The organism is Fusobacterium mortiferum ATCC 9817, assembly GCF_000158195.2.
Lineage (GTDB): Bacteria > Fusobacteriota > Fusobacteriia > Fusobacteriales > Fusobacteriaceae > Fusobacterium_A > Fusobacterium_A mortiferum.
Window position 1 is genome coordinate 961,831 of the sequence record NZ_GL987988.1, and the last position, 20,621, is coordinate 982,451.

Consider the following 20,621-nt stretch of genomic DNA (forward strand, 5'->3'; position numbering starts at 1 on the left):
AATTAATGTTATAATACTACTAGAGAAGAAAACAATTTGATAAATAAAACACTAACTTTTTTTCACGTTTCAAATGTTAATAATCACGTTTCAAAAATTTTAGGGTTTGTTTTTTCTATTTTGGTTTCATCTAAAATTTTTGGAGGTGCATTTTAATGCTAAAAGGAACAGTAAAATGGTTTAACAAAGACAAAGGATTTGGATTTATTTCTGGAGAAGATGGAAATGATTATTTCGTACACTACTCTAATATAAATGCAAAAGGATTCAGAAGCTTAGAAGAAGGACAAGCAGTATCTTTTGAGGTAACTGAAGGAGCAAAAGGTCCAGTAGCTTCTAATGTAACAGTAGCTTAGTTATTGGAAAACATTTGGGGTACTGTAATGTACCCCATTTTTATGTAATTTTTTGGAGGAGAAAATGAAAAAAAATAGTAAAATAAAACTCCAGTGGTTTGTCAATACGATAGTAAAATTATTTTTGTTCCCATTATTTATAGTAGGAATTTTATTAAGAGTTTATGATAGCATTTTCAAAAAAAATCAAAAAATGAAAAAAAGAGTGTCATATAATTTATGGTATTAAAATATGCATGGGTGGCGGAATGGTAGACGCGTAAGGTTGAGGTCCTTATAGGTGTTTTCCTGTGAGAGTTCAAGTCTCTTCCCATGCACCAGTTGATAATTCGAGAGGATATAGTTATCCTCTTTATTTTTTTAGTTATAGGAGTGAGAAAAATAAAAAATATAAAATCACAAGCGTATTACAATAAAATAGTTATATTTAAGAATAAAATAAAAATAGAATTACCTACAATACTTATCTCTCTTTTTCTATTTTTAACATTATGGATTTTCTTTGGTAAATATAATGTAATATTACCTCCATTTTTAACACTTTTTTTAAGATAAAACATGCTCAAGATTTTAGAGCAAATGAATTAATTAAAAATTATTTACTATTTTTATTTATAGCTTTAATGTCTTTTTTAGCAGGACAAACATTAATTTTATGTATAGTGTTAAATTTATTTATTTCTTTTTTCATAGTTTATTTTTTAACAAATAAATTTACACCTAAATCATATTTTGTATATGGAATGGCTTTTGTTTTTATGCAGTTAATGCCTATTTCAATTAAAGATTTACCATTAAGAATAGGAGCTCTGCTATATAGTTTTGGAGTAATAACTATAGGGTTGCATTTATATTCTAAATATGTAAGAAGGAAAAAAGTCTATGAAAAATTAAAAGAAAAATTTTTGCTTCTTCCGTTGCAATTAAAAAAAGTTATTTTAGGAAAAGATATTTCTCAAGAAAGAGTAGAGATAAGAAAAACTATTCCAGCGATGAATCAGCTTATATATTCAACTAGAAATCTTAAATATCTCGCTACTGAATATGGAAAAGTTTTATATTGGTTTATGATGATATTTCAAAGATTTGATTACTTTATATCTAGTTATGATAAAAATATAGAAATTTCAAAAGAGGAAGAAAAGTATTTAGTAAAATTAGCAGAACTTTTAGAATTTATAGGAGAAAAATTAAGTATTGAAGGAAATAAGGAATCAATATTAAAAATAGAAAAATTTCAAATGGAAGAAAAAAATATATCTTTAAATTTAAAAGAGGGGATAGGAGAGATTTTAAATCTCTTAAAATTAGCACTTTCGCAAATGAAAACAAAAGGTTACCATAAACATGAAAAAAATGGAAAATACCTAAAGAGGAAGAAAAAATAAAAAATCTCTATAAAATTCTTCAACTGGATATATTTCAGGTAAGATTTGCTCTTAGACTTTCAGTTGTACTTTGTATAACTTTTACATTTACTTATGTTAGTAAACTAGAACATGCTTATTGGTTGCCAATGAGTTCTTTTCTTATGCTTATGCCATATGCTGAAGAAAGTAAGATGAAGATAACTAATAGAGTTTTAGGAACAATTTTTGGTATAGTTATCTGTTGGTTATTAATTAGCTTAAATCAAACTCATTTATATAGATTTTTATAATTGTAGTTATGACTATCCTTATGTATACAGCACCAATTACTTCTTGGACAATGACCATGTATACAACTTGTTATGGAATGATTTTAGCTACTATGACTTTGAGACTGGGAAGTGCTACTATATTAAGATTTTCTTATGTAGGAATGGCAGTAGTTATAACCTGGTTAGCCGATCACTATATATTTCCAAATACAGCAAAAAGAGAGTTTAAAAATAGTATTAAAGAGCTATTTGAAATTGATAGAAAAATGTTATCTGAAGTAAAAAAAGTTATACTAGTCAAGGAGATATAAATAGATTTAGACATCTATTTATGGAGATGAATATGCTTGTGAGTGATATGAAGGGATATATTGGAAGAAATCTACCAGAGCGAGAAAGAAATTTTTTTACTCAAATGTTGGATATCAATCAAACTTTAGTAGTAGAGATGGAGCAATTAAACTCTTATTTCTATTATGGAGAAAATAATAATAAAATAAGAGAAGGAAATATTTTTATAGAGATATTTGAAAATTTAGAAGATGCATTAAAGAGAATATATTTAAGCTATACTACAGATGAGTTAGTAAGTTTTATGAATACGGAAAATAAAAATGAAATTTTTGGAAAGTTGAAGGAAGAGCTGTATTTTAACAATATAGTATTGAATTGTATGGAAACTGTAAATGAGTTAGAAAAGCTGCATAAGCAATCAACAATAGATGTACATAAATCTTTCATATAAAGAATATAAAAAAATAGAGCATTATTTTTAAAAATGTGATAAAATAAGAGATAATAATAGGGAAAGATATCTGAAATAGGAAAAGGAGATACAATGAAGCTGACAAAAAAAGAAAAAATTATCATAATATGTTCGTTAACAGTAATTTGTTTTAGTTTGTACACTTTTAATAAGAGAGATATTTTAATTGAGAGATTAGCTAACAATCAACTTCTATCAAAATCTTATCAAGAGAGTAGAGGAAAAAGATTTGAGAAAGAGATAGAGAGAAAGTTAAATAGCCATACCCTAAAAAATGAGATAAAAAATCTGTCAGTTGAAAAATTGGAGATTATGAATACAACTTTAAATAATGATAATCTTTTACAAGTTTTAAATGCAAAAAGTAAGGAGAAATACAGTTCTGAAAAATATTTTTCTGGAGATATAAGTTATAATGAGGCAATTTCTCTATATAATGCAAGTAAAGGTTTCAAAGAATTAGCCTTACTTTCTGGAAAAATTAGAGAACATTTGATAAAAAGCTTTCCAAATTTAGATTATAATAAAGTTGTAGAAGATGAAGGAAAAGTTCCAGAATTGATATTAACTAAAGAAAAATTATTAAAGCTTACTTCTAATAAAGAGTTAAAAGAGATAATAAAAACTCTTAATAAAGAGCAACTAGATAAGCTTAATACTATTATAAGTGGAGATAATGGCATAGTAGAATTTTTTAATCTTAATCCAGAATTTATTTCAAATATTACAGAAAATTGCAATAAACTACTTACTTCTGGATTACCACTTGGAACATTAGAGAGATTAGTTGCATTTAGTAAGAAAATAGATGAAATTTCAAATCTTACCCCAAGTTTTAAAAATTTTATAACCGATAATATGAAAGGTATAGATTTCAGAAAAATATATCTATACGGAGATTTTTATCTTGCTGATAAAAATAGTAATATAGAGTTAGAGAAAGAGTATAGAAAAAAAATATATACATTTGATGAGCCTTTTATTAAACTAAATCCATATGGCAGAACCCCTCTTACAGCTTTAGTAAAAGTAGATAATAGCTTAGCTGATAAAAAAGTAAGTATTTTAGTAAGAGGAGCTTTTGGAAGTGAAGATTATTCATATAGTACTAGAATAAATTCTTTAGGAGAGCTACCAATAGTTGGACTTTTTCCTAAATGTGAAAATAGAATAAAAATATCTTTAGAAGATGGAAGAATAAAAGAGCTTTCAATAAATACAGGAGCTTTAGATGATATACTTCCTGCAATAGTAATTGAAAAGAAGATTGCTAATAGAATGGAAGATGGAATGAATTTAGTTTCATTTAATACAAAAGAAAAAGCAATGCCATTTGTATTTGATATAAATGGGAATATTAGATATGTATTAGATATTTCATCTACTATAAATAAAGCATATGTAGGAAAAGAAGATAATAGTTGGATAGTAGCTAATGACAAAGCTGTATTTACTTTTGATATATTGGGAAAAGTTTTGAGTACAAGAGAGCCTAAATATTATGCTGAGAATGAAAATTGGAAAAATGGTGTACTATTTAGAGAGATACAATATCTTCCTAAGATGAATAATCAACTAGCAGTATATGGTTTTAGTGATAAGTTAACATATCCTAGTGGTGTTTTTTCAGAATTAGGAATAGATAGTAAACAGGAGCTATTTAAAGCGAGACTTTATTTTGATAGAAATAGCTTTGAAGAGAATAATATCTTATCTGGTAGAAGAATAGAACTTTTTTAGGAGTAGGAGAGTAAAATGGAACAGGAAAAGGGAACAGTTTTAAATACAGTATATATTATATTATTGGGGCTGGTATTTTATTTAGGAAAATATATTTTTGTATCTGATGAAAATCTATTTTCTCTTTACTCTATTATAGGGTTTTTTATAATGATGTTAGGAGCTTATGTAACAGATAACATGAAGTTCCAAAGATATAAATACAAAATAAGAAGCTATATTTTTGTTGTTATAATAGATATAATCTGTTTTATGACTTGGTTTTTTTATAGTTGGGATTTATCTTTAATTATTTTTATGCTAATCTTTATAGCTACTCAAGTGTTACTAACTGTGCTTATAAGTATAGCAGTTTTTAAATTGAGATATGTAACTATATATGGTAGTGGAGAGATGAAAAACAGAGTTTTACAAAGTATAGAGCATTTTCCAGATTACAAATATATAGATTTTTCAGGAAAAGAGGAAGATTTTTCAAAATTTGTCAAAGCAAATAATATATCTTTAATAATTTTATGTAAAGAAAAGTTAGAAAGTAATGAGATAAGAGATATCTTAGCTATGAAATTAAGTGGAATTGAAGTAAAAAGTTACTTTGATTATATGATAGAGAACGAAGGGAAAATAGAAGTAGAGTTTATATCAGAAGAATGGTTATTACAAGCTTATGGTTTTAAAATTTTACGTAGTCAAATTCAAAATAATATTAAGAGATTATTTGATATTATAATGGCTATTATAATTGGAATAATGACTCTACCTGTTATGCTTGTTGCAGCTATAATAGTAAGATTAGAGAGTCCAGGGCCTATAATATATAGTCAAGATAGAGTTGGAGAAAATGGAAAAGAGTTTAAAGTTCATAAATTTAGAAGTATGAGAAATGACGCTGAAAAAGATGGAGCAAAGTGGGCACAGGTAAATGACCCCAGAGTTACTAAATTTGGAAACTTTATGAGAAAGACAAGAATAGATGAATTACCACAACTTGTAAATGTTTTAAAGGGACAAATGAGTTTCATAGGACCTAGACCAGAGAGAATGGTATTTATAAAAGAGTTAGAAAAAGAGATACCATATTATAATTTAAGACATATGGTAAAACCAGGGCTTACAGGTTGGGCTCAAGTTATGTATCCATATGGAGCTAGTGTAGAAGATGCTAGAAGAAAGTTAGAGTATGATCTATATTATATAAAACATCATAGCTTGTATTTAGATATGATGATAATGTTTATGACTTTTAAAACAGTTGTATTTGGAAAAGGTAGATAATTATGTTGACAATTTTTACTCCTGTATATAATAGAATAGATACATTAGAAAGATTGTATGAGAGTTTACTTAGGCAAACTTCTAAAGAGTTTCAGTGGATAGTAGTAGATGATGGCTCTACTGATGGAGGTGGAGAGTTAATTAAAAAATTTCAAAAAAATTCTCACTTTGAACTCATATATAAGTATGTAGAAAATGGTGGAAAGATGAGAGCTATAAATGAAGGGGTAGCTTTAGCTAATGGAGAGTTTTTTCTGATAGTAGATAGCGATGATTATATAACTGATGACTGTGTAGAAAAAGTTTTAAGTTATGGAAAAAATCTTCCTAATTCTATGGGGGGAATGATATTTAGAAAAATGGATATAGCAACTAAAAAAATTACTGGGAAGCCATATCCTAAAAATATTATTGATTCTTCTCCTATTGAGATAGTATATGAGTATGGAATAGATGGAGATAAAGCTGAAGTTTTTAGAACTGAGTTATTAAGAGAAAATCCTTTTAATGTCTATGAAGGAGAAAAATTTATTCCAGAGGCAATAGTGTGGGTAAAAATTGGGGAAAAATATAAGATGAGATATATAGACGAAGGAATATATTATTTTGAATATCTTGAGGACGGTTATACTAGAAATTTTCAAAAGCTAATGAGAAATAATCCTAAAGGGTTTAGAGAGTACTATAGTTTTATGCTCTCTTATTCACTGCCTTTAAAAAATAAGATTAAATTTTTAATTAGATATTTACAGGCAAACTATTATACTCTCATAGCTAGGGGAGGAAAAAGTTGAAGATACTTCATATAATAACATCACTTGAATTAGGTGGAGCAGAGAGATTACTTACAGAGTTAGTACCTTATCAAAAATCTAAAGGGCATTTTGTAAAGGTAATGATACTAAGTGATAGAGGAGCAGTTTTTAAAAAAGAGTTAGAAGATAGAGAAATAGAGATTGTTGTAGCAAAAAACAACTCCATTAAATCTTTTTCAAATATATTTTCTATTGTAAATGAGATAAAAAAGGAAAATTACGATATAGTACATGCTCACTTAGTACATGCTCAATATTGGACTAGATTAGCCAAACTATTAGATGGTAAGAAAAGAAAATATATAACTACTGAACACAGTACATCTAATAGAAGAAGAGATTCAAAATTGATGAGAGGAATAGATAAATTTATATTCTCTGGGTTTGATAAGATAGTAAGTATATCTGAAGCTACACAAAAAAGTTTACAAGAGTGGTTAGAAAGAGATGATAATTCTTTTGAAATAATATATAATGGAATAGATATCAAAGAGTTCCAATTATCAGAGCCTTATGATAAAAATGAGTTGGGAATAAAGGAAGATGACTATTTAGTAATGATGGTATCTAGATTTCATCAGTCTAAAAATCAACTAGGAGTAGCTGAGGCTTTGATGTGGCTTCCAGTAAAATATAAGCTTGTTTTTGTTGGAGATGGAAAATTAGAAGAAGATGTGAAAAAATACTGTCAAAATAATAATCTTATGAGTAGAGTAAAATTTTTAGGAATGAGAAAAGATATCCCAAGATTATTAAAAACAGCTGATATAGTAGTACAGTACTCATTTTTTGAAGGATTTGGTATAACAGCAATAGAGGCTATGGCAAGTGAAAAACCAGTGATAGCTAGTAATGTTCCAGGGCTTAGCCAAGTAGTAGAGGGAGCTGGAATTTTAGTAGATGCAAAAGATTCTAAAGAGTTAGCTAAGGGGATACTTTCTCTAAGAAATGAGGAGTTATATAAAGAGGTATCTAAAAAGTGTTTAGAAAGAAGTAAAAAGTATACAATAGAGTGGTGTGCAAATAATTACTTAGAGCTATATGAAAGGGAGTTAAAATGTTAATTTATTTTGGAATAATTAGCTTTTTAGGCTTAGGAGTTATAATTGAAAAAATAAGTGAGAGAAAAAGGATAGGGGAAAGTTTTTTTATATTTTCCCTTCTCCTTTTAATTTTATTTTTTGGGCTAAGAGGGTATATAGGATATGACTGGTACTCATATAAACCTAATTTTGATAAAATGGTTACAATAGGGGAGTTATTGAAAGGAAATACTCAAGTATTGCACTCAGGTTATGAATTAGGATTTCAAATTTATACATCTTTTATAAAAACTCTTACTAATAATTATTTCATATATAATTTTATAAATGTTTCAGTAGATTTTATAATACTCTATTTTGTAATAAAAAGATTTTCAAAATATCCTATTCTATCTCTCCTACTTTTCTTTAGTATCTATGGAGTTGCTTTAGAGATAGATATGATTAGAAATGCTAAAAGTATAATGTTATTTTTACTTTCTATAAAATATATAGAGGAGAGAAAAATTTTAAATTTTGGAGCTTTAAATATTTTAGGTATTCTTTTTCATTATAGTTCTATATTTTATCTTCCTATGTATTTTATTTTAAATATAAAATGGAATAAGAAATTTATCCTATTTTTATTTATCTTAGGAAATATCTATTATCTTTCAGATATTAGAATTGTAATGAGAATAATAAAAGAGTATAATACATTTTTACCAACAGGAATAGGAGCAAAACTTTCTGGATATTTTAGTATAATACCCTTAGATTTTCCATTGGGATTCTCTTTATATTACTTTGAAAGAGTTATTATGTTTTTACTTTGTTGGTTTGTAAGTGATAATCTTAAGAATAAAAAATATGGAAATATAATATTAAATTCTCTTTATATATCAATATTTTTCTTCTTGTATCTATCAGAATTTTCAATAGTAGCTATAAGATTTGGGTTATTATTTATTTATTCATATTGGTTTATACTTCCTATGCTTTTAGAGATTTATCCTAAGTTGCCAATATTTATAGTAGCTATTGCTATATCATTATTTAGATTGAATAATCAGATAAATTTTGTAGGAAATAGAGAGGTATATTCTTACCAAAATATTTTAATCAATGGGGATAGTGAAGAGAATCAAAGAAAAAAAGTAGAAGATGCTAGTAAGTATAAGATAGAGGGACACGGGAAAGAGATATCATTACTTTTTTAAGGAGATATAAATATGAAAATAATGTTTGTAGCTAACTACATGTGGGATATATATATTTTTAGAGCTGGGGTACTAAGAGCTTTGGTGGAAGATGGACATGAGGTAATAGCAGTAGCTCCAGATGATGGAAGAATAGATATGGAAAAGGCTATTCCAGGCCTTAGAGCAATTTCAATAAATTTGAATAAAAGAGGAATAAATCCAATAGAGGATTTAAAATTAGTAAAAGAGTTGCATAGTTTATATAAAAAAGAAAATCCAGATTTGATATTTCACTACACAATAAAACCAAATATCTATGGTACAATAGCAGCAAAACTAGCAGGTAAAAAATCTATCGCTATACTTACAGGACTAGGATATTCATTTATTCAAAAATCTCTTGTATCTAAAATAGCTGTAGGACTTTATAAGTTTTCTTTAAGATTTTCTAAAGAGATTTGGGTTCTCAATGAAGATGATAAAAATACACTAATTTCTAAAGGGATAGGAGATAGAGAAAAAATTTTTATACTTCCTGGAGAGGGAACAGATTGTGAGAGATTTAAGCCACTTCCTATGGAGAGAAAGGATGAAAAAACTATTTTCTTAATGATAGCTAGAGCTTTTATAGATAAAGGATTTAAAGAGTATGAGGAAAGTGCTAGAAGGCTTAGAAGAAAATATGGAGAGAGAGTAGAGTTTTGGTATCTAGGGGCATTGGGAGAAAATGCTGTATCAGGTATAACTAAAGAGTATATGGATAATTTAGTAAAAGAGGGTGTTTTAAATTATCTAGGAATAACTGATAAACCAGAACTTGTAATAAAAGAGTGTGATGCAATAGTTTTACCATCATATAGAGAGGGAATATCTAAAACTTTGTTAGAGGGAGGGGCTATGGGAAAACCTATAATAGCTTCTAATGTAACTGGTTGTAAAGAGATAGTAGATGATGGAAAAAGTGGTTATCTAGCAGAGGTAAAAAATATAGATGACTTAGTAGAGAAGATGGAAAAATTTATAAAACTTTCAATAGATGAGAAAAGAGAGATGGGAAAGGCAGGAAGAGAAAAGATACTAAAAGAGTTTGATGAGAAAATAATAATTGAGATTTACAGAAAGAAAATATCGGCTACGATTTAAACTATCAAAGAATTGTTAATTTTTTAAAATGAAGAGCAGTTCTTTAATTTTCCAAAGATAAGGAGTAAAATTATGGATTTAAGTATTATAGTTCCAATTTACAATGTAGAAGAATACTTAGCTGAATGCTTAAAAAGTCTATATAAAATAAGCAATCTAAGATATGAAGTTATCTTAGTAAATGATGGTTCCAAAGATAATAGTTATCAAATAATGGAAGAATTTAAAAGACTTTATCCTAAACAAACTGTGATAGTAAATAAGGAGAATGGAGGATTATCTTCAGCTAGAAATGCAGGACTAAAAATAGCAAAAGGAAAATATATATCGTTTATAGATAGTGATGACTTTATAGATACAGATGAGTTTGAAAAGTTTGTAATAGAGGGAATAAAGTCAAGAGTAGATATAGCAGTAGGAAATATGAGATACTATGTCCCTGGAAGAATAGGAGAACCTCTTTTTAGGTCAAGACTTGTAAAAGATAGTGGAGTAGTTACAGGAATAGATTTTTTATGGAGAGTTTTTCAAGCACCTAAATGTTATAGAGAAGAGGTAGTAGATGATATTTATAGAAAGGATTTTCTAATAAAAAATAAACTTTTTTTCAATGAAGAGATAGTACATGAGGATAGTGAGTTCACTACTTTTGCATATTTAAAAGCTAAAAAAGTAAAATATATAGATAAGGCATTTTATTTTTATAGACAAAGAGAGGGAAGTATAATGAATAAGGTATCTGAAAAAAGTATGCTTTCCTTAGAAAAAATTTGTGAAAAACTGTTTAATGAGTTTAAAAATTTAGATGATAGTAAAGGAAAAGAAGCTTTATCTTCTCTTATATTAAGTTTTTATTCCACAGTATTATATAAGAGATACAATGGTGGTGGAGATTACAAAAGAGTATATAGAAGATATAAAGAACTATATAAAGAGTTAAGAAAGGATGCTCAATCAAATATAGAACAAAGGTTATTATCTTTCTCTATCTTCATACCAAATACATTGAGAAAACTTTTGGGAAAAGAGATAAGTAATGTACAAAAGATTCCAAAGTTTTAAGGAGGAAAGATGATACCTAAAAAAATTCATTATATTTGGTTAGGAAAAAACTCTTATCCCAATCTTATGGATATATGTATAAACTCTTGGAGAGAAAAACTCCCTGATTATGAGATTATAGAGTGGAATGAAGAAAATTTAAATTTTTATGAAGAGATAGAGAAAAATAGATTTTTAAAAGAGTGTTATAATAGAAAACTTTGGGCTTTTCTTTCAGATTATTTTAGAATAAAGGTTCTCTACGAAGAGGGGGGAGTTTATTTAGATACTGATATGCAGATAATAAAAAATATAGATAAACTTCTCTCAAATGATTTCTTTATAGGAGCAGAGAGTGAAAAAGTAATTAGTGCTGGGATAATAGGAGTTATTCCAAAGCATCCACTTATGAAAAAAATTTTAGAGTTCTACAGTGTGGCTATTTGGAATGAACCAATATTTACAATTCCAGATATAATAACTAGAGTAATCAATAGAGAGTATGATTTTCAAATAAATGAAGATATTACTAAAATAACAGGTAGTATGGTAATATACCCACCTAGATATTTTTATCCCTATCATTTTACAGAGGAGTTCAAAAGAGAGTGTATAAAAGATGATACCTATGGAATACACTGGTGGGGGAAAAGTTGGACACAAAAGAAAAATCTTTCTAAATTATATTTTTTGGAGTTTAAACACTATAGAGGTTATAAAAAAATTCTAGTTGAGATATTGATAGCAACAGGACTTATGAGATTTGTAAAAAACTCTAAATTTTTAGTGGACTTGAGTAAAAGGATATAATCTATGATAAAAAAAATAAAATATTTATTAACAGATAGACTGATTATAAATTTTTTACATATATTTGGAGGAGATGCCTTTGCTTCTTTGCTTTCTATCTTTTCTATATCTTTTATTACTAAAGGTATAGGATTAGAAAAGTATGGTTTTATTGTTTTAATCCAAGGAATAGTATCTCTTATAGATGGAATTTTCAATTTTCAATCTTGGCAGGGAGTTATTAAATTTTTTCCCCAAGTGAGAGAGGAGAAACAAAAACTAAAAGCTTTGATAAAATTTAGTTATATTTTAGATTTTTTTACAGCTTTAATAGCTTTTATCATAATTTTTTTATCTAGTTTTTGGATAGGAAAGTTTTATAATTTTCAATCCTATGAAGTATATCTTTTAATGTTTTTTTCAATCTATATTATTTTCAATATTCAAGGAACGCCTATTGGCATTTTGAGAAGTTTTGATAGATTTGACTATCTAAGAAATCAAAGAGTGATAGTAGCACTATTTAATTTTATATTTTTAGGTATAGGATATTTTTTAAAACTTAAAATCAATTATTTTATTTTAATATATCTTTTAACAAATATATTAAATGCTATTCTTCTAAATTTTTATGCTTTAAGAGAGTTAAAAAGAAGAAAGATATATGGAGTATTTAAAGAGAGATTAGAGTTCAATAAAGAGTTCTTTAAATTTACCTGTTTAACTAATATAAATTCTAGCTTAGATATTCCAGTTCAATATTTTGATAATCTTTTGGTAGGGAAGATGTTATCATTAGAACAGTTAGGAGCATATAAGATATGTAAGACAATTGCTATTGTTTTAGATAAAGTGGGGACACCTCTTTATCAGACCTTATATCCATATTTTTGTGAGAAGGTAGCAGAAAAAAATTATAGAGAGATATTTAGAAGAGGAATAAAAATATCAGGAATACTCAGTATAGCTTGTATTATAATTATTTTTGGTATGAATATTATTGGGTTTGAAATTTTATCTAAGTTTTTTTCTCAAGGATTAGAAAAATATAGATTGGAGATAAATCTTTATATAGTTATGAAATCACTAGCAACTATATGTATAGTAATTCATCCACTATTTTTAGCAATGGGGTATATAAAGAAAGAAACTAAGATAATATTTATAGCTAATATTTTATATTTAGGAATTTTATTTGTTTTAATAAAAACATTTGCTTTAATAGGAGTAATATTAGCCTACGGAGTACAGGTATTTTTAATTGTAGCACTGAAGGGGATAGTTATCTTAAAAGAAAAATGGGATGTTAGAGATTCTTAAATTGAAATCAAAAAATAAAAATATGTAATAAAAGAAAAGGAAAAAATTTTACTTCCAATCGCTAGTGCTTACACAATGCTCATTACAGTAAATTTTTTCCTTTTCTTTTACTCTTACTTTATCCCGATTTCAATTTAAGAAATTTACTAGGGAAAGTAATAAAATTTAAGAATGATAATATTATATTGATAAAGAACTCTTGAAATATGGAACAATTCTTAATTTTTTTAATAAAAGAACTAATCAAATTGGTTAATATTTTTTCATTCTTTCAATAGCTAATTCTAGCAAAGAGATATCTACAGTAAGAGCTATTCTAATATAGTTTTCAACTCCAAAGGAGATTCCTGGAACTACTGCTACTTGAGTTTTTCTCAATAAATCTAAAGCAAAGTCTAAGGAATTTAAGGTTGAAATTTTAGAGTAATTAGCAAAAATATAAAAAGCACCTTGAGTTGTAATTACATCAAATCCTAATTTTTTTAATTCACTACTCATAAATTCTGCTCTTTTTCTATATTCTTCTGATAGTTCTTTTCTATTTTCAAATTTTGTAAGAGCTATCTCTCCCCCTTTTAAAGAAAGGGTTACAGGAGAGCTAACAGTATAGAAGCTTGTGTTTAGAAAAAACTTTCTATATTGTTCTGGGCAGATAGTATATCCTAATCTCCAACCTGTCATTGAATGAGATTTAGAAAAGCCATTTATTATAATTAATTTATCTTTTATATTTTTAAATTCAGCAAAAGAGTGAAACTCATAAAAAGAAAGAGAACTATATATTTCATCAGAAATTAGAAAAATTTCTCTTTCCTCTATAAATTTTGTTATCTCTTCCATCTCTTCATAACTTAAGACTTTTCCTGTTGGATTACATGGATTACTTAAAAGAAGAGCTTTTGTTTTAGATGTAGCATATTTTTCTAATAACTCTTTAGTAAGAGTAAAATTATTTTTAGAAATATCTATTAATACAGGTTTTCCATAACAAAGATTTATCATAGGAGGATAACCTGGATAGAAAGGTACAGTTAATAATACTTCATCATCAGGATTTAATACTGTTCTAAGTGCAGAAGAGAGAGCTTCTGAAGCTCCAATATTCATAATGACATTTTTTTCACTGTACTCTCCTTTATAATTTTTATTGTAATATTCAGCAACTAATGCTCCTATTTTTTCTCCACCACCAGAAGGAGCATATTTCAATTGATGATTTTTTCCATACTCCATTGCCTCTTCTATAAGTCCTTTAGGAGTACCTATATCAGGTTCTCCTATTGTTAAATCTATAGAGTTAGGATATTTAGTTGCTTCATTTTTTAAAACTCTAATTAAAGAGTATTGTAAATTTTCTACTGCACTATTGAACTTCATACCTATCTCTCCTTTTATTTTCTTAAGTCATCTACTAGTTGAGTTTTGCTAAGTGTTTTATCATCAACTTTCTTTATAATTTTAGCTGGATTTCCAGTAACTACAGCTCCAGCAGGAACATCTTCTATTACCACAGCCCCAGCTCCAACTACTGCCCCAGCACCTATTCTAACTCCTTCTATGATGACAGCATTAGCTCCTACCAATACTCCATCTTCTATTACTACTGGCTTAGCAGAAGGAGGTTCTATTACTCCAGCTAGAACAGCTCCAGCTCCAATATGACAATTTTTTCCAACTGTGGCTCTTCCTCCTAAAACAGCTCCCATATCTATCATACTGTTATCTCCAATAACAGCTCCTATATTGATAACAGCCCCCATCATAATGACAGCATTATCTCCAATAGTTACTTTATCCCTTATAATAGCTCCAGGCTCTATTCTTGCATTTATATTTCTTAAATCTAAAGTAGGAACTCCAGAATTTCTTCTATCGTTTTCAATATAATAATTTTCAATTTTTTCACTATATTTATTTAAAATATTCTCAATCTCACAATTATCTCCAATGATAATGTAAGAGTTATCTCCCTTAAAAACTTGGGCAGAAGTTTCTAATCCACTCAAATCTCCATTGACATATAGTTTAACTGGAGTTTTTTTAGTAGAATTTTTTATATATGCTATTAATTCCTCAGCTGTATTTAGTTTGTTCATTGCATCAACTCCTTAACGATTAAATATATCTTTCATAGTATAAAGTCCAGATTTTTTATCTAGTAAAAATTTTGCTCCCTGTATAGCTCCTTCAGCAAATATTTTTTTAGAAAGAGCTGTATGTTTTATCTCTATTATCTCATCATTTCCACAATATAAGACAGAGTGTTCCCCTACAATAGTTCCTCCTCTTACAGCATGTATTCCTATCTCATTTTTTTCTCTTTTCTCCATTCCCTCTCTTCCATAAACTTTTTTTAGCTCAGTTGAGATAGAGTTTTCAATCACTTCTACTAAAGTTTTAGCTGTTCCACTAGGGGAATCTAATTTTTTATTATGATGTTTTTCTATTAATTCTATATCATAATTACCATAAAGTAGAGGTGTAATTCTCTCTAAAATATCTTGTAATAAATTTATACCAAGAGAGGTATTAGAAGATAGAAGAATAGGAATTTTCTTACTAGCTTCTTCAATTTGTGATAAAATTTCTTTTGAATATCCAGTAGTAGCTATAACTAAAGGAGTATGATTTTGTGTAGCATAATTAAGTAAAGTTTCTAACCTAGAAAAATGAGAAAAATCTATAATTACATCTCCTTTTTCATTAGATAATTCATCGGCAAAACCTGTAATGGTAATATTTTTATTTTGAGCACACTCTTTTAAAATACTTCCCATAGTTCCTGTTCCATGTATAATTAGCTCCATGCTTTCACCTCATGAGAATCAATAACAGAATGAAGTTTAATTTTATTTTCCTCTTTCATCTCTCCTAAAGGAAGTCTGCAATGTCCAACATTGTATCCTAAATAATTCATAGCTTCTTTAATAGGGACAGGATTTACCTCTATAAAGAGAGAATCTACTAAATCGTTATATTTTAATTGTAAATTTTTAGCTTCAACTATATTATTTTCTAAAAAGCTCATACACATATTATGAACAGTTTCAGGAATAATATTAGCTGAAACAGATATTACTCCAATTCCGCCATAAGACATAAGAGGAATAGTCATATCATCATTTCCAGAATAGATATCCAACTTAGGAACCTCTCTAGCTATCTCTCCAACATAAGATATATTTCCACTAGCTTCTTTTATAGCTACAATATTTTTTATCTCTGCTAATTTTTTTAATAGTGATATAGAAAGATTTACACCAGTTCTTGAAGGAACGTTATATAATATGATTGGACAATTTACATTTTCAGCTATAAGCTTATAATGTTCATAGATTCCATTTTCATTTCCTTTGTTATAATATGGAGTAACTACTAGTAATCCATCTACTCCTAGAGCCTCAGCTTTTTTACTTAATTCCACCGCATGTTTTGTGTTGTTAGAACCTGTTCCTGCTATTACAGGAATTCTTCCATTTACTCTCTTTACACTATATTTTATGATTTCATACTTTTCTTCATCAGTGAGAGTTGCACTCTCTCCAGTAGTACCATTGATAATGATAGCATCAGTTTTATTTTTTATATGGTACTCTAATAATTCTCCTAATTTTTCAAAATCTACACTATCATCTTTTGTAAATGGAGTAATTAAAGCTATTCCAGAACCTTTAAATATGCTCATAGTTACCTCCTAAATATTTTTACAAAATAGTTCAGCTATTTGTACAGCATTAGTAGCTGCCCCTTTTCTTATATTATCAGCTACTGTCCATAAATTCAAGCCATATTTTACACTGTTATCTCTTCTGACTCTTCCTACAAATACCTCGTCTTTTCCAGTAGCGTCATTAGCTAAAGGATATATGTTTTTATTACTATCATCTAATAGAACTATTCCTTTATACTCAGCTAATTCCTTTTTTACTGTTTCTAAGTCAAAGTCTTTTTCAAGTTCTACGTTAATAGAAACAGAGTGAGAATTGATAACAGGTACTCTAACACAAGTAGCTGTAACAGGAAGATTAGGTAAGCCTAAGATTTTTCTTGTCTCATCTACCATTTTTTTCTCTTCCTTAGTGTATCCATCTTCTAAAAATACATCAATATGAGGTAGGCAGTTATTAACTATTTGATGTGGATAAGTTTTAGGAGGATTTCCTTTAAGTCCCTCTTCTAAATCAATAACTCCTTTATATCCAGTTCCAGATACAGCTTGATATGTGCTATACACTACTCTTTTAATCCCATATTTTTCTAAAACTTTTAAAGGAGCCATACACTGAATTGTAGAGCAATTAGGATTAGCAATTATTCCTTTGTGTTTAAAAGCTTCTTCTGGGTTTACTTCAGGGACTACTAGTGGAACCTCTTTATCCATCCTCCAAGCTGAAGAGTTATCAATTACTAATACTCCCTCTTTTGCTGCTAATGGAGCATATTTTAAACTAGTACCTCCACCAGCAGAGAAAAGAGCTATATCTATATCTCTATTTTTAAAACTATTTTCATTTAATTCTTCTACTGTATACTCTTTCCCTCTAAAATTTATTTTTTTCCCAGCACTTCTACTACTTGCAAAAAGAAGTAAATCAGTTATTCCTAAATCTCTTTCTTCTAATACTTTTAAAAAAGTTCCTCCAACTAAACCTGTTGCACCAACTATTGCTACTCTCATTTTTCTTTCCCCCTATAATGAAAATTCTTCAGCTACTAAATTTACAGCTTTTTCTATATTCTCTCTATCTATACTACAAGAGATACTTATTTCAGAAGTTGTAACTTGATAAAAATTTATATTTCCTTTACTAAGTGAAGTAAAAAACTTTCCAGCAATACCAGAGTTGTTAATCATTCCTACTCCAACAATGGAAAGCATTCCTAAATTTTCATTTAATTCTATATCACAAGTAGAAAACTTAGCTCTAATTTTTTCTACAACTTGCTCTAAAAGATATTTTTCAGAAGCTTGACAACTAAAAGATATCTCTACTCTCATATATCTATTTATATTTTGTGTAATCATATTGATATTTAAACCACACTCATCTATTGTAGAAAATATTTCAGCTATATTTTCACTAGAAAAAGGTACATTAGAGATATTAGTTACGATAATCTCCTTTGTGACACTTATTCCTGTTATTAATTTATCTTCTAATGCTATATCTTTTTCCATAATATATGTTCCCCCTGTATAACTTAAACTTTTACCTACAAAAATAGGAATGTTATATTTTTTTCCTAGTTCTACTGCTCTTGTTTCCATAACACCAGCTCCAAGATTAGCCATTTCCATCATCTCTTCATAGGAGATTTTTTCTAAAAATTTTGCTTTTGGGTATAATCTTGGGTCAACACTGTATATTCCTTCCACATCAGTATATATTCTACACTCACAATTTAAAGCTACAGTCAGTGCCACAGCACTAGTATCTGAACCTCCTCTTCCTAGAGTTGTAATATCTCCTGAATTATTAATTCCTTGAAATCCAGTGATAATAACAATATTTCCCTCTCTTAAAAGAGTTTCTATCCTTTCAGAAGAGATATTTGCTATTTTATTTTTAGTATGTACACCAGAAGTTTTTATTCCTGCTTGAAATCCTGTAAGGGAGATAGCTTTTTGTCCCTTGGCTGTAAGAGCCATAGCTATTAGAGTAACTGTTTGCTGTTCTCCAATAGACATTAGCGAGTCTAGTTCCCTTTGATTTGGATTAGAAGTAATCTCCTTAGCTAGTTTTATGAGTCCATCTGTAGTTTTTCCCATAGCAGATGCCACTACTACAATTTCGTCATACTCTTTTTTTAATTCAATTAAGTAATCAGCTATTTTTTGAATTTTTTCTACTGTAGCTACACTAGAGCCACCATACTTTAAAACAATTCTCATTCCTCCACCTCTGTAATAAAAATTTTGTAAAAAAAAAACAGCAGAGGCTTCTGCTGGTGTAAAATACTACAAAAAAACTGTAAATATTTATAATTTTACTCCACAGAAAGCACAACATTGAATTTCTCAATGACAGTTATATAGATATTATCCATATACCCAGCAAAAATTTTCTCCAGAGAAAATTTTCACTTCGGCAGTTTTACCTTTCATATTTAATCTTAGCTCTGGAAGCTCATAAATATTACTCTTATCGACTGCTCCTCAATCTGTTTTATTAACTTGTGTGTATTTTACATTAAAACTCTAAAAAATAAAAATATATAAATTAAATATTTTATATTTTAAAAATATATTTTACTTTTTTGCAAAGAGAGAATAAAATAATTCAAAAACATATTATTGTCCTAGGAGGAAAGATGGATACTAGAAAAATATTTAATGATATAGAAATAAATAATCAATGGTTTATAAATACCAGAAGAGAGTTACATAAGATACCTGAATTAGATTTTCAATTACCTAAAACAGTAGCTTATGTAATATCACTTTTAAAAGAGATGGGAATTCCATATAAAGAGGGAATAGGAAAAAGTGGAATAGTAGCAGATATAGAGGGACAAAATAAAAAAATAACAATAGCCTTGAGAGCTGATATGGATGCATTACCTATTTTAGAGTGTGGAAATAAAGAATATACTTCAACTATACCTGGGCATATGCATGCTTGTGGACATGATGTGCATACTGCTATTCTTTTAGGAGTTGCAAAGATATTATCGGAAAATAAAGATTCACTTCCATGTAATGTAAGACTTGTATTTCAACCAGCAGAAGAAACAAATGGTGGAGCAGTACCTATGATAGAAGATGGATGTTTAGAAGGGGTAGATGCTATATTTGGATTACATGTAGATCCTACAATAGAGTGTGGAGTAGTAGGAGTAAAATATGGTGCTTATTGTGCTTCATCTACTGATGTGGTAATAGAAATAGAGGGAAGAAGTTGCCATGGTGCTTATCCTAGCCAAGGAGTAGATGCTATTGTTACAGCTTGTGGAATAGTGACTACCCTTCAAAGTGTAATAAGTAGAAATATAGATTCAAGAGATTCGGCTGTTCTTAGCTTTGGAAAAATAGTAGGAGGAGAAAAAGAGAATATTGTAGCTCAAAAAGTTATAATTTCTGGAACATTAAGAACTTTATCTAATGAGGTAAAAAATAGAGTAAAAGAAAGAGTAAAAGAGATGGTGGAGAATACAGCTAAAGGGTATGGGGCTACTGGAAAAGTAACTTATACAGATGGGTATACTGCTTTAATAAACCATGATGAATATATAGATATAATAAAAGAAAATAGTAAAAATCTATTAGGAGAAAAGGGAGTATATGTAAAGGCCTTAGCTAATATGGGAGTAGAAGATTTTGCTTACTATATTGAAAAAGTTCCGGGAGCATTTTTTAACTTAGGTGTAGGAAATAAGGCTAAGGGAATAACTGCCCCTCTTCATAATGATAAATTTGATATAGATGAGGAGAGTTTAGCTATTGGAGTAAAGCTTCAAATTATGAATATACTATTTGCCTATGAAAAATTAATAAAAAATAACTAGGAAT

Annotated in this window: 22 protein-coding genes, 1 tRNA gene and 1 riboswitch; of the genes, 17 read left to right on the top strand and 6 right to left on the bottom strand. The window is 28.2% G+C overall.

Annotated features, from left to right (window positions below; all coding sequences use genetic code 11):
* The first annotated feature begins 155 nt into the window (after positions 1 to 155).
* From FMAG_RS05560 to FMAG_RS05615, 16 genes are all read left to right on the top strand, one after another.
* Complete coding sequence (locus FMAG_RS05560; RefSeq protein WP_005884840.1) at positions 156 to 356, top strand: cold-shock protein; 201 nt, start codon at positions 156 to 158, stop codon at positions 354 to 356.
* A 64-nt stretch (positions 357 to 420) separates the two neighbouring features.
* Positions 421 to 585, top strand: coding sequence for a hypothetical protein (locus FMAG_RS13780; protein WP_175613113.1), 165 nt, complete (start codon positions 421 to 423; stop codon positions 583 to 585).
* Positions 586 to 590: 5 nt separating this feature from the next.
* Positions 591 to 676 (top strand) — tRNA-Leu (locus tag FMAG_RS05565).
* A 438-nt stretch (positions 677 to 1,114) separates the two neighbouring features.
* The gene (locus FMAG_RS13265; protein WP_175613114.1) at positions 1,115 to 1,744 is read left to right on the top strand and encodes a hypothetical protein; all 630 of its coding nucleotides are present in this window, start codon (positions 1,115 to 1,117) and stop codon (positions 1,742 to 1,744) included.
* A gap of 74 nt (positions 1,745 to 1,818) precedes the next feature.
* Complete coding sequence (locus tag FMAG_RS13785; protein WP_261660750.1) at positions 1,819 to 2,016, top strand: FUSC family protein; 198 nt, start codon at positions 1,819 to 1,821, stop codon at positions 2,014 to 2,016.
* Between the two features lie 20 nt (positions 2,017 to 2,036).
* Positions 2,037 to 2,309 (top strand): FUSC family protein, encoded by a 273-nt coding sequence (locus tag FMAG_RS13270; protein ID WP_147366709.1) that lies wholly within the window; start codon positions 2,037 to 2,039, stop codon positions 2,307 to 2,309.
* A 32-nt stretch (positions 2,310 to 2,341) separates the two neighbouring features.
* A complete protein-coding gene (locus FMAG_RS13275; protein ID WP_005884846.1) occupies positions 2,342 to 2,743 on the top strand; it encodes a hypothetical protein in 402 nt (133 codons plus the stop codon).
* A 93-nt stretch (positions 2,744 to 2,836) separates the two neighbouring features.
* Positions 2,837 to 4,504 (top strand): aryl-sulfate sulfotransferase N-terminal domain-containing protein, encoded by a 1,668-nt coding sequence (locus FMAG_RS05575; protein ID WP_005884848.1) that lies wholly within the window; start codon positions 2,837 to 2,839, stop codon positions 4,502 to 4,504.
* A 15-nt stretch (positions 4,505 to 4,519) separates the two neighbouring features.
* The gene (locus FMAG_RS05580; RefSeq protein WP_005884850.1) at positions 4,520 to 5,779 is read left to right on the top strand and encodes an exopolysaccharide biosynthesis polyprenyl glycosylphosphotransferase; all 1,260 of its coding nucleotides are present in this window, start codon (positions 4,520 to 4,522) and stop codon (positions 5,777 to 5,779) included.
* A gap of 2 nt (positions 5,780 to 5,781) precedes the next feature.
* Entirely contained in the window at positions 5,782 to 6,573 is a 792-nt protein-coding gene (locus tag FMAG_RS05585) for a glycosyltransferase family A protein (RefSeq protein WP_005884852.1), read from the top strand.
* Complete coding sequence (locus FMAG_RS05590; protein WP_005884854.1) at positions 6,570 to 7,658, top strand: glycosyltransferase; 1,089 nt, start codon at positions 6,570 to 6,572, stop codon at positions 7,656 to 7,658. The genes FMAG_RS05585 and FMAG_RS05590 overlap by 4 nt, the downstream gene beginning before the upstream one ends.
* Positions 7,652 to 8,836 carry an EpsG family protein gene (locus tag FMAG_RS05595; protein WP_005884856.1) on the top strand — a complete coding sequence of 395 codons (1,185 nt, stop codon included), beginning with the start codon at positions 7,652 to 7,654 and terminating at the stop codon, positions 8,834 to 8,836. Before FMAG_RS05590 ends, FMAG_RS05595 begins: the two co-directional genes overlap by 7 nt.
* 12 nt (positions 8,837 to 8,848) lie before the next feature.
* Positions 8,849 to 9,961 carry a glycosyltransferase family 4 protein gene (locus tag FMAG_RS05600; RefSeq protein WP_005884858.1) on the top strand — a complete coding sequence of 371 codons (1,113 nt, stop codon included), beginning with the start codon at positions 8,849 to 8,851 and terminating at the stop codon, positions 9,959 to 9,961.
* A gap of 72 nt (positions 9,962 to 10,033) precedes the next feature.
* Positions 10,034 to 11,023, top strand: coding sequence for a glycosyltransferase (locus FMAG_RS05605; protein ID WP_005884860.1), 990 nt, complete (start codon positions 10,034 to 10,036; stop codon positions 11,021 to 11,023).
* A gap of 9 nt (positions 11,024 to 11,032) precedes the next feature.
* Complete coding sequence (locus FMAG_RS05610; protein ID WP_005884862.1) at positions 11,033 to 11,812, top strand: glycosyltransferase; 780 nt, start codon at positions 11,033 to 11,035, stop codon at positions 11,810 to 11,812.
* Positions 11,813 to 11,815: 3 nt separating this feature from the next.
* On the top strand, positions 11,816 to 13,111 hold the full coding sequence (locus FMAG_RS05615; RefSeq protein WP_005884864.1) for a lipopolysaccharide biosynthesis protein: 1,296 nt from the start codon (positions 11,816 to 11,818) through the stop codon (positions 13,109 to 13,111).
* 252 nt (positions 13,112 to 13,363) lie between these two features.
* On the opposite strand, the gene FMAG_RS05620 is transcribed toward FMAG_RS05615, so the two are convergent.
* Genes FMAG_RS05620 through FMAG_RS05645 form a run of 6 tightly spaced genes read right to left on the bottom strand, consistent with a single transcriptional unit; the run spans position 13,364 to position 19,004 of the window.
* Positions 13,364 to 14,488 (bottom strand): pyridoxal phosphate-dependent aminotransferase, encoded by a 1,125-nt coding sequence (locus FMAG_RS05620; RefSeq protein WP_005884866.1) that lies wholly within the window; start codon positions 14,486 to 14,488, stop codon positions 13,364 to 13,366.
* A 14-nt stretch (positions 14,489 to 14,502) separates the two neighbouring features.
* Positions 14,503 to 15,207 (bottom strand): 2,3,4,5-tetrahydropyridine-2,6-dicarboxylate N-acetyltransferase, encoded by a 705-nt coding sequence (gene dapD / locus FMAG_RS05625; RefSeq protein ID WP_005884867.1) that lies wholly within the window; start codon positions 15,205 to 15,207, stop codon positions 14,503 to 14,505.
* Between the two features lie 12 nt (positions 15,208 to 15,219).
* Positions 15,220 to 15,918 (bottom strand): 4-hydroxy-tetrahydrodipicolinate reductase, encoded by a 699-nt coding sequence (gene dapB / locus FMAG_RS05630; protein ID WP_005884870.1) that lies wholly within the window; start codon positions 15,916 to 15,918, stop codon positions 15,220 to 15,222.
* On the bottom strand, positions 15,909 to 16,796 hold the full coding sequence (gene dapA / locus FMAG_RS05635) for a 4-hydroxy-tetrahydrodipicolinate synthase (protein WP_005884872.1): 888 nt from the start codon (positions 16,794 to 16,796) through the stop codon (positions 15,909 to 15,911). Before dapA ends, dapB begins: the two co-directional genes overlap by 10 nt.
* 9 nt (positions 16,797 to 16,805) lie before the next feature.
* The gene (locus tag FMAG_RS05640; RefSeq protein ID WP_005884874.1) at positions 16,806 to 17,789 is read right to left on the bottom strand and encodes an aspartate-semialdehyde dehydrogenase; all 984 of its coding nucleotides are present in this window, start codon (positions 17,787 to 17,789) and stop codon (positions 16,806 to 16,808) included.
* 12 nt (positions 17,790 to 17,801) lie between these two features.
* Positions 17,802 to 19,004, bottom strand: a complete 1,203-nt coding sequence (locus FMAG_RS05645; protein WP_005884876.1) for an aspartate kinase — start codon at positions 19,002 to 19,004, stop codon at positions 17,802 to 17,804.
* Positions 19,005 to 19,103: 99 nt separating this feature from the next.
* A riboswitch (Lysine riboswitch) is annotated at positions 19,104 to 19,280 on the bottom strand.
* Positions 19,281 to 19,423: 143 nt separating this feature from the next.
* Between FMAG_RS05645 and FMAG_RS05650 the strand changes: the two genes are divergently transcribed.
* On the top strand, positions 19,424 to 20,617 hold the full coding sequence (locus tag FMAG_RS05650) for a M20 metallopeptidase family protein (RefSeq protein WP_005884878.1): 1,194 nt from the start codon (positions 19,424 to 19,426) through the stop codon (positions 20,615 to 20,617).
* Positions 20,618 to 20,621 lie beyond the last annotated feature (4 nt).